A 13,049-nucleotide genomic window follows, 5' to 3' on the forward strand; every position below is an offset into this window, starting at 1 on the left:
GACCGACGGACGGGAGGCCCGTGGCGGCGCCGCCACGGGCCTCCCGTCCGCCTGTTGCCCACGAGACGGGCGCGGGACGGCGGTTCGTGTCCGCGCGATGACGGTTCCGGTTCACGAACCCCGAGGATCGTGAAGCAGAACCGTCAGCCGCTCACAGCGCGACGTCGTCCCACGGCACCGGGGTGGTCTCGCCCGTCTCCCAGTCGCGGCGCAGCACGCCGTAACCGACCGACCCGACGGCCGGGCCGCCGTCGACGGGCCACGCCTCGCGGTAGTGGGCCTCCTGCACCCACCCGGCACGGACGAAGACCCGGCGCATGGCGGTGTTGTCCTCGCGGGTCTGGCCCTCGAAGCGCGTGATCGCCGGCAGCGTCGTGAACACGTGGTCGGTCACCGCGCGCAGGGCGGGGACCCCGAGGCCCCGACCCCGGAACCGACCGGCCAGGCGGAGGTCGAACAGGGGGACGGGGTCCGCCAGGTCCTCGAGGCGGACCAGTCCGATGCGCCCGAGGTCGTCGTGGTCGAGCCAGGAGGTGTCGTGCTCGTCGTCGCGGTAGGCGCCGGAGTCGACGGCGCTCGCCGCGTCGGCCGCGCTGATGCGCCGTCGGACGTGGAACGGGAACTCCTCGGACGTCAGGAACGCGAGCAACTCCTGGCGGTCGGCGCCGGTGGGGTCCAGGCGGGTGAGGCGGACGGCGGGAGCTGGCATGCCGCTCAGGGTAGTTGCACGGTCGTCGGGCAGGCTCGGGGCGTGCGAGGTGGGACGAGGACGACGGCCGCGGCCCTGACGGCGCTGGTGCTGGTCGGGCTGGTGGGGTGCTCCGGTGGGCCGGGTGGTGCGACGACCGGGCCGACGTCGTCCACGTCAGCGTCTGCGTCTGGGTCGGTTTCGGTGGCGCCGTCGACCGACCCGGCGACCGACCCCGCCACCGCGCGGGCCTTCGCTGCGCTGGAGCGGCGGTACGACGCACGGCTCGGGGTCGCCGCGATCGACACCGGGAGCGGTCGGACGATCGCGCACCGTGCGGGGGAGCGGTTCGCGTTCGCGTCGACGATCAAGGTGTTCATCGCGGCGGCGGTCCTCGATGCCTCGTCCGACGCCGACCTGGCGACCGTCGTGCACTACGACCGCGGCGACCTGCTCGAGTACGCGCCCGTGACGAGCGAGCACGTCGACACCGGGATGACGGTGCGCGAGCTCGTCGACGCGGCGCTCCGCTCCAGCGACAACACCGCGGCGAACCTGCTGGTGGAACGGCTCGGCGGGCCGCACGCGGTCGAGCGGTGGCTGCGCGGCATCGGGGACCGGACGACGAGGGTCGACCGGGTCGAACCCAACCTGAACCAGGCGATCCCGGGTGACCGGCGGGACACGACGACGCCGGAGCGGTTCGCGGCGGACCTCCGGACGGTGCTGCTCGGAGACGCCCTCGACGCTGCCGACCGTCGGGTGCTGCGCGAGGCGATGCTCGGCAACACGACCGGGGACGCGACGATCCGTGCCGGGGTGGACCCGACGTGGCGGGTCGCCGACAAGACCGGCACGGCGTCCTACGGGGTCCGGAACGACATCGCGGTCGTGACGCCGCCGGGGCGCGACCCCGTCGTGCTCGTGGTGATGACGAGCCGCGCCGATCCCGGTGCGGAGCCGTCGGACGCGCTTGTCGCCGCGGCGACCCGCACCGCGGTGGCCGGGCTGTCCGACTGAGTCGCCAGCGTCGCGGGACTGTCGTCGCGGGACTACCGGAGGGTGCTCGCCCAGCGCCCGATGGCGTCGTACGCCCGTTCCCGCACCTCCGGCGCGGACAGCACGACGTCGTGCAGGGCGCCTTCGAGTCGGCGGACCGTGACCTCCTCGCCGAGGGAGAGCGAGCGGTGCGCCACCGTGTCGACGTTCAGGGCGACGTCGGCCCGCGCCATGCCCGGGTCCCACCGCGGCTGGAGCATGCTCTTGTCGCTCAGCATCACCAGGGTCGGGACCCCGATGCCGAGCCCCTTCTCGACCTGTGCCTGGCCGTCGAAGACCGCGGCGAGCCATCCGGGGTGCAGGGGGAAGCCACGCTCCGGCCGCCACTGCTGCTCGTAGGTCCACGACCCCTCGCCCTCGGCCGAGACGGTGCGGGTGTAGAAGCCGGGGTCGACGGCGGGCATCGGCGCGAGGGGGTTCCGACGGGCACCGAGCTTGATGACCGGTGCGACGATGGCCCGGCCGACCGAGGTGGCCTGGAACTCGAGCCACGGGCTGTTCAGCACGAGGCCGTGCACGAGCTCCGGGTGCCGGGCTGCCCAGAGCGACAGGGTCAGACCGCCGGTGGAGTGGCCCATCGGGACGAGTCGGCGGCGGTCCGAGCCGGGGTGCTCGGCCGAGATCGCGTCGAGCGCCGCGGCGATGTCCTCGTCGTACACCGCCAGGTCGTCGACCATGCCCGGGGTCTGGTACGGGCGCAGGCTCCGACCGTACTTCCGCAGGTCCAGCGCGTGGAACCGGGCACCGAGCCGCTCGAGGCGTTCGGCGAGCTCCACCTGGAAGAAGTAGTCCGACCAGCCGTGCACGTAGAGCACGTCGACCCCGTGCAGGGGCCCGCGACCGTGCAGCAGCAGGTCCGTCGGGGTGTGCCGGCGGCGGACCAGGGTGGCGACGACGGGGCCCTCGGAGTCGGTGCCGAGCGGCAGTTCGAGCCGCTCGTACGGTGCTCCGAGCACGTCCTCGTGCCACCCCTGGTCCGTCATGCGCCGAGCGTATCCGGCGCTGCTGCGGGCGGTGCTGGTGCGGGGATGTCGCGCGGCACGCCAGATCGTCGCGCTGGCCGTGGCTCGCGGCCTAGCTGCGGGGCGCCCGCACCAGGAACAGCGTGATGGCGCCGAGGACGACCGCGGCGACGATGAGCGCCCAGGCGAGCACGATGACCGGCCCGTCCCAGGGGGTGAAGAGCAGTCCGACCCCGATCACCAGGGCCACGGCGGCGCCGATGAGGGCGAGGCGGTGCGGTCGTACCGGAGCGGTGCGTGTCACGGTTCCCACGGTACGCGCGCCGGGCTGGCAGCGCGGCGTCGAGCGGGTACGCCGGTCACACCGTCGTGCGCATCACCCACCGCCACTTGGCGATGCGGCGGTCGCGCACGAACCCGAACTGCGTGAACAGTTCTTCCGGCCCGGTGTGCAGGTAGGCCCCGCGCTGCGGCTTCCGCTCGACCGTCTGCTCCGGGTAGGCCTCGACCGTCCCGCCGCCGGCACGCCGGATCTGGTCGAGTGCGGTCGTGACCGCGGCACGTGCGACCCCCTGACCCCGGTGTCGGGACTCCACGAACACGCAGCCGATCCGCCAGTCCGGCGGCGTCGAGGCGTCGCGGGCGTACGCGCCGGGGTTCAGGATCGTCGGCAGCTCGACCGGCCGACCGAACTGGCACCAGCCGACCGCCGTCCCGTCGGCGTAGACGAGCACCTGGTGGTTCGTGCCGTTCCGCACGTGGCGGTGCTTCGCCTCCTGGTGGGACACCGTCGGGTCGGGCGTCCCGCGTGGGCCGTCCGGGTGGAAACCGATGCACCAGCACCCGCCCCACACGCCGTTGCTGCGAGTCACGAGCGCCGCGAAGTCGGGCCACGTCTCCTCGGTGAGCATCGCCGTCGAGTACTCCATGGGTCGATGATCCTCCGGTCCTGGCGATCCCGCCACCACCGCGACCGTGGTGCTCCGAACGGCGCGCGACCGGTGGTCAGGCCGCGCTGCGCCGGGCGGCGACGAGGCCGGAGACGAGCGCCACGACGCCGAGCCCGATGCCGACCACGCCGGCGAGTGCACCGAAGAACATCAGCGCCCCGGCACCGATGTTCGCGCCGCCCTCGCCGGAGTCGTTCGCGTTCGCGTACCCACCGACGAACGATGCCAGGAACGCCACGACGAGGAAGGCCGTGCAGAGGATGTGCAGCACACGTGGCGCGATCGGGGTCATGCCCGGATCGTAGCGCGGCGGCGGGGAGCGGATCGCACCGGCACTTTCCCAGCGGACACGACGGTGTTCCGCGGGGAAGTCACGGCGACCGCCCGAGCAGGACTGCGAGCCTCTCCGGACCGCGCCGATGGCGGTGCGACCGAGGGGGAACGGACGACATGACGATGCGACGTGCAGGGGGAGCCGCGCTCGGCTTCGTGGGTGGCAGTGTGCTCGCCGGGTTGCTGGTGAGCGTCGGCGTGACGCCGGTGATCGCGGTCGCCGGCGTCGGCACGACCTCGGCGATCGGGGTGTTCGAGTCGCTGCCGGAGGACATCGAGATCGGGCAGCTGCCGCAGCGGAACCAGATCTGGGCGTACCGCGGCGGCGAGCCGGTGCACCTGGCGAACGTGTGGGACCAGGACCGGCAGGAGCTCACGCTCGACCAGATCAGCGACCACCTGGAGCACGCCGCGGTGGACGGCGAGGACAAGCGGTTCTATGAGACCGGCGGTGTCGACGCGACGTCCGTCGTCCGGTCGCTCGTGAGCGTCGCCACGTCCGGGACCGAGGGCGGGTCGGGTGGTTCGACCCTGACGATGCAGCTCGTGCGGAACATCAAGATCCAGCAGGCGAGCGAACTGCCCACGGCCGAGGAGCGCGAGGCCGCGTACGAGGACGCGACCCGGCGGACACCGCAGCGCAAGCTCGCCGAGATGAAGCTCGCGATCAGCCTGGCGAAGCAGTACACGAAGCAGCAGATCCTGGCGGCGTACCTGAACATCGCCTACTTCGGCGACCAGACCTACGGGGTGCAGTCGGCGGCGCAGCACTACTACGGCAAGTCGGCGACCGACCTGACCCCGGCCGAGGCGGCGTCCCTCATCGCGATCGTGCAGTGGCCGGAGCGACGGGACCTGTCGACGCCGGACCACCACCGCGACAACGCCGCGCGGCGGAACGTGATCCTGCGGTCGATGCACGAGCAGGGGCACCTGTCGACCGAGGAGTACCGCACGGCTCGGCTGTCCCGTGTCGCCGACTCCGTGCACCTGACGGCACCGCAGCAGGGGTGCGAGGCGGTCGAGGTGGGCGCGGAGTTCTTCTGCGACCACGCGGAGACCATCGCCCAGCGGCTCCCGCAGCTCGGCGCGACGAAGCAGCAGCGGGCGGACGCCTGGCGCACCGGCGGGTACCGGATCCAGACCACGCTCGACCTCGACCTGAACGCGGAACAGAAGCGGCTGCTCGACCGGTACGACCCGAAGACCGAGACCCGGCTGGCGCTGGGGGCCACGTTCAACACGGTCGAGGCCGGGACGGGCCGTGTGCTGACGATGGCGCAGAACACCGACCACGACCGGTCGTCCGACGCGCCCCGCACCGCGACCTCGCTGAACTACGCCACCGACCAGGCGGACGGCAGCTCGACGGGGTTCCAGACCGGGTCGACCTACAAGATGTTCACCCTGCTGGCGTGGATCGAGGCCGGCCGCAGCCCGGACACCGTCGTCAACGGCACACCGCACCCGCACAGCGAGTGGACCGCCTGCGGTGGACCCGCCTCGGCGTTCTGGCAGCCGAAGAACGACTCACCCGGGCAGCGTGGTCCGTACTCGGTCCGGTCGGCGACGGCGCAGTCCGTGAACGCGGCGTACCAGTCGATGGCCGAACAGCTCGACCTGTGCGACATCCGCGACGTGGCCGAGCGGCTGGGGGTGCACCTGGCGACCGGTGGCGAGCTGCCCTGGAACCCGGGGTCCCTGCTCGGCACCGAGAGCATCGCCCCGCTCACGATGGCGTCGGCCTACGCCGGCATCGCGAACGGCGGGCGGTTCTGCGCGCCCGTGGTGATCGACCAGGTCATCGCCCCCGACGGCGAGGAACTCGGCGGACAACCCCGCACGTGCACGCAGGCGGTGTCGCCGCAGACCGCGGCCACCGCGTTCGACGTCATGCAGGGCGCGTTCCGCGGCGGCACGGCGAGCGGCGGGCAGACCCCCGACGGCGCGACCCTGTTCGGCAAGACCGGCACCACGGACGCTGCCGACCAGGTGTGGCTGGTGGGCGGGACCTCGCGTGCCGTCACCGCCTACTGGCAGGGCAACACGGACGGCGCGAAGCACAACCTGCGGTCGTTCTCCAACGGTCAGGGCGGCACCTACGCGGGGTCGCGCGCGGCCGTCTGGCGCGACGCGCAGACGGCGGTGAACGCGGCGCTGCCGGCCGGCTGACGGCCCGGAACGGAACCACCAACGGCCTGGAGGCGCGGTGCCAGCTGGCACCGCGCCTCCAGGCCGGTTCTCGGTTGCGTCCTACGACAGCTTCTTGCTGTCCTCGAGCCAGCCCGCGAGCTTGGTCATGTAGTCGGCCTGCGACGCGTAGTCCAGGGCCGGGAACGTCCAGCTGTGGACCTGGCCCGCCTCGAGCGCGGCGTTGTCGGCGAAGGTCGGCTGCTTCTCGAGGTCGGCGACCTGGTAGCCCTGCTGCGACAGCAGCAGCACGTCACCGGTGATCTGGCCGGCGTTCTCCCACGAGTAGATGCCCCAGTAGAAGCCCTCGGGCTTCGGGTTGACGAAGTCGACCCCGTACGACGCGTACATCTGCAGCGACGGCTCGTCGGTCGGGCGGGTGACGTACGCGCCGTCACCGTCGGCGTACATCGAGACGACCGACAGGTCCTGCTCCTTCGAGACCTTCTCGAGCTCGTCGGCCGCGGTGTCGAAGCGCTCCTCGGCGGCGTCGACCGTCGACTCCTTCGCACCGAGGGACTCGGACAGTTCGGCGATCTTCTCGATGACGTCCTCGCCCTTGCCGCCCCACTTCACCTGGACGACCGGCGCGATGGCCTCGATCTGCTTCTCCTGCGCCTTGTCCTTGAAGCCGTAGCCGGGCTGCTTCGTGTCGAGCGTGCCCTTGGCGTCGGTCGGGTAGACCGAGGTGACGACGAGGTCGGGCTTGAGCGCGGCGAGCTGCTCGAGGTCGATGTCGCCGTAGGCGGTGCCGAGCTGCGTGATGCCGTCGGTGTCGAGACCCTTGAACCGGGCGTCCTTCGCCATCGTCAGCTGCCCGAAGGTGCCGACGGGCTTCAGGCCGTACTCGATGAACGACAGGGCGATGTCGTTCAGCACGACGACGCGCTTCGGCGTGTGGTCGACCTTCACGGTGGCGCCCGTGGCGTCCTCGTACGACCACGCCTTCGACGCGGCGGTGCCGCCGTCGGAGTCGGAGTCGTTCGAGTTGCCGGTGCTCGAGCAGCCGGTCAGGAGGAGTGCCGAGACGGTCACGGAGGTCAGGAGGGCGGCGCGCAGGTGGCCACGTCGGGAGGTCTTCACGTTAGGAGAGGCTAACCTAAGTTCGCGGTACTCGCCAGCACGTCTTCGGTTTTCGTCGGGACCGTGCGCTCGGTCGTGGCACTCGGGACCGTGTGCCCCGTCGTGGCACTCGGGACGGGGTCGTGCTCGTCCGCCTCGGGCACGATCATCGGTGCACCGGTCACCGGGTCGGGGAACACCCGGGCGTGCAGGCCGAACGCGTGCTCGAGCAGTGCCGGGGTGAGGACGTCGTGGGGGGTGCCGTCGGCCACGACCCCGCCGTCGTGCAGCACCACGAGCCGGTCGGAGTACCGCGCCGCGAGCGACAGGTCGTGCAGCACCATGACGATCGTCGACCCCTGCTCGCGGTTCAGCCGCCGGACGAGCCGCAGGACCTCGAGCTGGTGCGCGAGGTCGAGGTAGGTGGTCGGCTCGTCGAGCAGGAGCGTCTGGGCCTGCTGCGCGACGACCATGGCGATCCAGGCACGCTGGCGCTGCCCGCCGGACAGGCTCGTGACGTCGCGGTGGGCGACCTCGGTCAGGCCGGTGGCGGCGATGGCCTCTTCGGCGACGGCGGCGTCCTCGGCGGTCCACGGCTTCGCCCACGACTGGTGCGGGTTCCGGCCGCGCATCACCAGGTCGAGCACGCTGGTGCCAGCGGGGGCGACGGGGGACTGCGGCAGGATCGCGAGCTTGCGGGCGACCTGGCGGTTCGGCTCCTTGCGGATCGGGGTGCCGTCGAGCAGGACCTCGCCGGCCTGCGGCTTGAGCACGCGGCCGAACGCCTTGAGCAGGGTCGACTTGCCGCAGCCGTTCGCGCCGAGGAACGTCGTGACGGTGCCGCGTTCGATGCGCAGGTCCAGGTCGCGCAGCACGGGCTGGCGGTCGTAGCCGACGGACAGGCCCGTGGCTTCGAGGACGGGGGTGTCGTGCTCGTGCTCGTGTTGGTGCGATGTTGTCATCGGGACATCTCCTTGCGGTGACGGACGAGGAGCCAGATCAGGTACGGCGCCCCGATCACGGTGGTGATGATGCCGACCGGCACCTGCCACGGGAACGCGGAACGGGAAAGCAGGTCGGCGGCGAGCACGAGCACGGCGCCGAGGGCACCGGCGAGCAGCAGCGGCGGCCGGTTCGTCCCGGCGAGCCGGAGCCCGACCTGCGGGACGACGAACGCGACGAAGCCGACCGGTCCCGCGGCGGCCACGGCGGCGGCGGTGAGCACGACCGCGAGCGCGATGACGAGCAGCCGGTGCCGCTGGACGCCGAGTCCGACGCCCGTCGCGACCTCGTCGCCGAGCTGCCCGATGCCGAGCGCGGCACTCGTCGCGAGCGCGATCGGCACCGCGACGACGGCCACCACGAGCAGCGGCCAGACGCTCTCCCACGAGGTGCTCGACAGGCTGCCGACGAGCCACTGGGACGCCGCGGTGGCGACGGTGATCTTCGCGCGGACGAGCAGGTAGCTCGTCACCGCGTCGAGGGTCGCGCTCACGCCGATGCCGACCAGCACGAGTCGGTAGCTCTGCACGCCGCCGCGCCAGCCCAGGCCGTACACCAGGACCGCCGCGACCAGGGCGCCGATCGTGGCCGCCACCGGGATCCCGCCACCGAGCACCAGGGACGACACCGAGTACGTCCCGCCGCCGAGGACGATCGCCGCGACCGCACCGACGCTCGCGCCCGCCGTGACACCGATGATGTCCGGGGTGCCGAGGGGGTTGCGGGTGAAGGTCTGGGTGAGCGCGCCGGCCACCCCGAGCGTCAGGCCGACGAGTGCGCCGGTGAGCACGCGGGGCAGGCGCAGGGTGGTGATGATGAAGGCGTCCGGCCCGGACTCCAGGCCGAGCAGGGACCGGATGACGACCCCGGGGGCGATCCACGTCGAGCCGACCGCCGTGCCGAGGACGATGAGCACCAGGACGGTGGCGAGCGACCCGACGGTGTACCAGAACACCCGGGGGCGCCAGGCGAGGCCGACGGGGCCGATGCGGATGCCGGCGCGGCCGGGCGTGCGGGCAGCGGGGGCCGGCGTGCCCGGCGTGGTGGTCTCGGGCGTGCTGCTGGGCGTGCTGCCGGGCGCGCTGCCGGTGCTGCGCACCGCTGCCCCGCTCACAGCGACACCAGCGATCGGCGACGGGCCACGGCGACGAACACGGGGCCACCGATGACGGCGAGCACGATGCCGACCTCGACCTCGGAGAACCCGCCGATCAGGCGACCGATGACGTCGGCGAGCAGCACGAGGGCGGCGCCGACCAGACCGGACACGGGCAGGGTCCAGCGGTGTCCGGTGCCGACGAGCGCGCGGGCGACGTGCGGCACGGTCAGGCCGACGAAGCCGATCGGGCCGGCCGCAGCGGTCGCCCCGGCGGCGAGCAGCGTGATCCCGCCCAGGCCGACGAGCCGGGCGACGAGCACGTTCTCGCCGAGCCCCTTCGCCAGTTCGGACCCGAGCCCGAGGGCGTCGAGGGCGCGGACGTTCAGGACCGCGAGCACGAGCCCGGCGGCCAGGAACGGCCACACCGCCCCGAGGATGTCGAGCTGCCGTGCCGCGAGGGACCCGACGACCCAGAGCCGGTACGCGTCGAGCGAGGCCTGGTCGGTCAGCACGACGAAGGAGGTCAGGGCGGCGAGCAGCGCCGAGACCGCGGCCCCGGCGAGGGCGAGTGGCACCGGACTGGCGGTGCCGCTGCCGGCGATGGTCACCGAGAAGACGACGACGCTGGCGACCAGGGCCCCGACCAGGGCGAACCACACGGTCGCGCTCGTGCTCGTCACTCCGAAGACGTAGACGCCGAGCACCACCGCGAGTCCGGCACCAGACGAGACGCCGAACAGGCCGGGGTCGGCGAGTGGGTTGCGGGTGTGTCCCTGCATGAGGAGCCCGGCGATGCCGAGGGCCGCCCCGACCGCAGCACCGATGAGCGTGCGCGGGATGCGGGAGCCCCACACGATCGCCTCGTCGGTGCTCGATCCGGAGCGGGTGACCCCCGCCCACACCTCGGCGACACCGATGCGGTTGCTGCCGAGCAGCATGCTCGCCACGGCGACGAGCACCAGGGCGACGACGAGGCCGATGATGACCGCGGTCCGTCGCCGCATCGCGGTCCGGTGGACGCCGAGGGCACGGGACGCGTCGCCGTCTCTGGCGCTGGACGCGACGGGTTCGGGGGCCTCCGGACCGGAAGCCAGAACGGGATTGGGGGCTGGCACGGAAGTCATCTTAGGTTAGCCTTGCCTCATGGCGAAGACCCCGCGGCTCCTGCCGACGAACCCCCGGCTCTTCCGCGCCCGTGTCCTCCGGACCCAGCGGGTGACCCCCTCGATGCAGCGCGTCACCGTCACCGGGGACGACCTGCACGAGTTCGGCTACCTCGGTTTCGACCACTGGTTCCGCCTGTTCGTCCGGCGCCCCGACCAGGACGCCTTCCGGATGCCCGACCTGGACGGCAAGAAGTGGTGGCCGACGTTCCTCGGCATCCCCGAGGACATCCGTCCCCACTGCGCGAACTACACCGTCGCCGCGTACCGGCTGCTCGCCGACGGCACCGCCGAGCTCGACATCGACTTCGTCGTGCACCTGGACCACCGCGGAGAGCTCGAGGGCCGCGCCGCGATCTGGGCCTGCGCCGCACGCCCCGGCGAGGAGCTCGCGATGCTCGACCAGGGCTGCATCTTCGACGTCCCCGCCGGCACCAGCGAGGTCATCGTCGCAGCGGAGGAGACCGGCCTGCCCGGCATCGTCGGCATCGCCGCGTCGTTGCCGCGCGACACCGTCGGCCGCATCATCCAAGAGGTCCCGACCCCCGCGGACATCCGCGACCTCGACGCCCCCACCGGCGTGCAGGTGACCTGGATCGTCCGGCAGCCCGGCGCCGTCCCCGGCAGCGGCGCCCTCGCCGAACTGCAGCGGCACGTGCCGTCCGACGACCAGGGGTACGCGTTCGTCGTGGGGGAGTCGAAGCTCGCCACCGAGGGCCGTCGCCACCTGCACCGTGCGGGCCTGCCGAAGTCGCGCATCACGTTCTCCGGGTTCTGGAAGCACGAGACGAAGGTCTCCGTCCCCGCCTGACCCGCGCGCTGCCTGGCAGGCATGCCCGTTCACCCCGGGTACGCCCGTTGCCGCCAGGTACGCCCGGTCTTTCCCCTTGCGCGCGCGATGCCTGGTCCTTTCGGGCATACCACCACGGAACTTCCGACCGGGTCTGCCCGGTTCCGCCAGGTATGCCCGGTTCGGCCAGGTGCGCCCGGTTCTTCCCCTGGCGCCCGCGATGCCTGGTGCTTTCGGGCATACCACCACTGAACTTCCGACCAGGTATGCCCGGTTCGGCCAGGTGTGCCCGCTCTGCACAGGTACGCCCGTTCCCGCCAGGTACGCCCGGTTCTGCCAGGTACGCCCGATGCTTCCCCTGGCGTGCGCGATGCCTGGTGCTTTCGGGCGTACCACCAAGGAACTTCCGACCGAGTACGCCCGGTTCCGCAAGGTGTGCCCGCTCTGCACAGGTACGCCCGTTCCCGCCAGGTACGCCCGGTTCTTCCCCTGGCGCCCGCGATGCCTGGTGCTTTCGGGCATACCACCAGGGAACTTCTGCCCAGGTACGCCCGGTTCCGGCAGGTATGCCCGGTTCCGCAGGGTGTGCCCGCTCTGCACAGGTACGCCCGTTCCCGCCAGGTACGCCCGGTTCTTCCCCTGGCGCCCGCGATGCCTGGTGCTTTCGGGCATACCACCAAGGAACTTCTGCCCAGGTACGCCCGGTTCGACCAGGTACGCCCGGTTCCGCCAGGTACGCCCGAAAGCGCCAGCCGCGCCGCGCCCGCGACGCGACCAACGGACGGACGGGAGGCCCGGTGCCAGCTGGCACCGGGCCTCCCGTCCGTGGTGGGGTCGCGTCAGCCCTTGAGGCCCGAGCCCGTCACGCCCTCCACGATCTGCCGCTGGAAGATCAGGTAGAGGATGATCAGCGGCAGCGCCGCGAGGATCGCACCGGCCTGGATGTCGGCGTAGCGCTGCCCGAAGCTGCCCTGGACCGTGGCGAGCCCGACCGGGATCGTCATGAGGTCCGGGTTGGACAGCACGAACAGCGGCAGCAGCAGGTTGTTCCACACCCCGACGAAGGTCAGGATCGTCACAGCTGCGATCACCGGACGCGACAGCGGCAGGATGACCGACCAGTAGACCTTCCAGATGCCGGCGCCGTCGATGCGCGCCGCCTCTTCCAGCTCCTTCGGGATGCCGTCGAAGAACTGCTTGAAGATGAACACCGCGATCACGGCGGGCACCTGCGGGAAGATCACCGACCAGTAGGTGTTGAGCAGGCCGACCGCGTTGAGCTCCTGGAAGATCGGGATGATCAGCACCTGGGTGGGGATCATGATCCCGAGGATGATGAGCAGGAACGCGATGTTGCGGCCGCGGAACACCAGCCGCGACAGGGCGAACGCCGCCATCGACGCGAACAGCACGGTGAGTGCCGCCGTGACGACGCTGGTGATGGCGCTGGCGAGGTACCAGTTCCAGATGTCGCCGGCCTGGAACAGCGACGAGTACGAGTGCAGCGTCGGGTTCCAGTTCGACAGGATCGCGTTCGCGCCGAGTGCGGCGACGCCGTTGTCGGACAGCGACGTCTTCAGGGCGAACACGCTCGGGATGAGCCAGATGATCGCGAAGATCGTCAGGACGATCCCCGACGCGATCGTGAAGCCGCGACCGCTGACGCCGATCTTCGCGGCGCTCGTCGGAGCGGCGGACGAGACGCCGGTGCGGAGCTTGCGGCCGGTGGTGATGCTCTCGGTGGCGGTCAT

The 13,049-nt window shown here is 71.9% G+C and carries 13 protein-coding genes; 3 read left to right on the forward strand and 10 right to left on the reverse strand.

Features of this window, described 5'->3' with window-relative positions; translation table 11 throughout:
- Nucleotides 1-151: 151 nt before the first annotated feature.
- Complete coding sequence (locus DEJ12_RS10070) at nucleotides 152-709, reverse strand: GNAT family N-acetyltransferase (RefSeq protein WP_111029902.1); 558 nt, start codon at nucleotides 707-709, stop codon at nucleotides 152-154.
- A 102-nt stretch (nucleotides 710-811) separates the two neighbouring features.
- On the opposite strand from DEJ12_RS10070, the gene bla reads away from it, so the two are divergent.
- On the forward strand, nucleotides 812-1,708 hold the full coding sequence (gene bla / locus DEJ12_RS10075) for a class A beta-lactamase (RefSeq protein ID WP_375334582.1): 897 nt from the start codon (nucleotides 812-814) through the stop codon (nucleotides 1,706-1,708).
- Nucleotides 1,709-1,740: 32 nt separating this feature from the next.
- On the opposite strand, the gene DEJ12_RS10080 is transcribed toward bla, so the two are convergent.
- The 4 genes from DEJ12_RS10080 to DEJ12_RS10095 form a co-directional block, all read right to left on the reverse strand.
- Nucleotides 1,741-2,730 carry an alpha/beta hydrolase gene (locus DEJ12_RS10080; protein ID WP_111029904.1) on the reverse strand — a complete coding sequence of 330 codons (990 nt, stop codon included), beginning with the start codon at nucleotides 2,728-2,730 and terminating at the stop codon, nucleotides 1,741-1,743.
- Nucleotides 2,731-2,821: 91 nt separating this feature from the next.
- A complete protein-coding gene (locus tag DEJ12_RS10085) occupies nucleotides 2,822-3,013 on the reverse strand; it encodes a hypothetical protein (RefSeq protein WP_111023553.1) in 192 nt (63 codons plus the stop codon).
- A 55-nt stretch (nucleotides 3,014-3,068) separates the two neighbouring features.
- Nucleotides 3,069-3,638, reverse strand: a complete 570-nt coding sequence (locus DEJ12_RS10090) for a GNAT family N-acetyltransferase (protein ID WP_071414699.1) — start codon at nucleotides 3,636-3,638, stop codon at nucleotides 3,069-3,071.
- 76 nt (nucleotides 3,639-3,714) lie between these two features.
- Nucleotides 3,715-3,951 (reverse strand): hypothetical protein, encoded by a 237-nt coding sequence (locus DEJ12_RS10095; RefSeq protein WP_111029905.1) that lies wholly within the window; start codon nucleotides 3,949-3,951, stop codon nucleotides 3,715-3,717.
- 158 nt (nucleotides 3,952-4,109) lie between these two features.
- On the opposite strand from DEJ12_RS10095, the gene DEJ12_RS10100 reads away from it, so the two are divergent.
- Nucleotides 4,110-6,164, forward strand: coding sequence for a transglycosylase domain-containing protein (locus tag DEJ12_RS10100; protein ID WP_258370527.1), 2,055 nt, complete (start codon nucleotides 4,110-4,112; stop codon nucleotides 6,162-6,164).
- Nucleotides 6,165-6,245: 81 nt separating this feature from the next.
- Here DEJ12_RS10100 and DEJ12_RS10105 read toward each other — a convergent pair whose 3' ends face one another.
- Genes DEJ12_RS10105 through DEJ12_RS10120 form a run of 4 tightly spaced genes read right to left on the reverse strand, consistent with a single transcriptional unit; the run spans nucleotide 6,246 to nucleotide 10,460 of the window.
- Nucleotides 6,246-7,265 (reverse strand): ABC transporter substrate-binding protein, encoded by a 1,020-nt coding sequence (locus tag DEJ12_RS10105; protein WP_111023547.1) that lies wholly within the window; start codon nucleotides 7,263-7,265, stop codon nucleotides 6,246-6,248.
- A gap of 11 nt (nucleotides 7,266-7,276) precedes the next feature.
- Nucleotides 7,277-8,206 (reverse strand): ABC transporter ATP-binding protein, encoded by a 930-nt coding sequence (locus DEJ12_RS10110; RefSeq protein ID WP_111029906.1) that lies wholly within the window; start codon nucleotides 8,204-8,206, stop codon nucleotides 7,277-7,279.
- Nucleotides 8,203-9,345 carry an iron chelate uptake ABC transporter family permease subunit gene (locus DEJ12_RS10115; protein ID WP_111029995.1) on the reverse strand — a complete coding sequence of 381 codons (1,143 nt, stop codon included), beginning with the start codon at nucleotides 9,343-9,345 and terminating at the stop codon, nucleotides 8,203-8,205. Before DEJ12_RS10115 ends, DEJ12_RS10110 begins: the two co-directional genes overlap by 4 nt.
- An 11-nt stretch (nucleotides 9,346-9,356) precedes the next feature.
- A complete protein-coding gene (locus DEJ12_RS10120) occupies nucleotides 9,357-10,460 on the reverse strand; it encodes an iron ABC transporter permease (protein ID WP_258370529.1) in 1,104 nt (367 codons plus the stop codon).
- A 28-nt stretch (nucleotides 10,461-10,488) separates the two neighbouring features.
- Here DEJ12_RS10120 and DEJ12_RS10125 point away from each other — a divergent pair, with 28 nt between their 5' ends.
- Nucleotides 10,489-11,319 (forward strand): siderophore-interacting protein, encoded by an 831-nt coding sequence (locus tag DEJ12_RS10125; RefSeq protein WP_111029908.1) that lies wholly within the window; start codon nucleotides 10,489-10,491, stop codon nucleotides 11,317-11,319.
- An 818-nt stretch (nucleotides 11,320-12,137) separates the two neighbouring features.
- Here DEJ12_RS10125 and DEJ12_RS10130 read toward each other — a convergent pair.
- A complete protein-coding gene (locus tag DEJ12_RS10130; protein WP_027466145.1) occupies nucleotides 12,138-13,049 on the reverse strand; it encodes a carbohydrate ABC transporter permease in 912 nt (303 codons plus the stop codon).

This window comes from Curtobacterium sp. MCLR17_059 (assembly GCF_003234665.1).
Classification (GTDB): Bacteria; Actinomycetota; Actinomycetes; order Actinomycetales; family Microbacteriaceae; genus Curtobacterium; species Curtobacterium flaccumfaciens.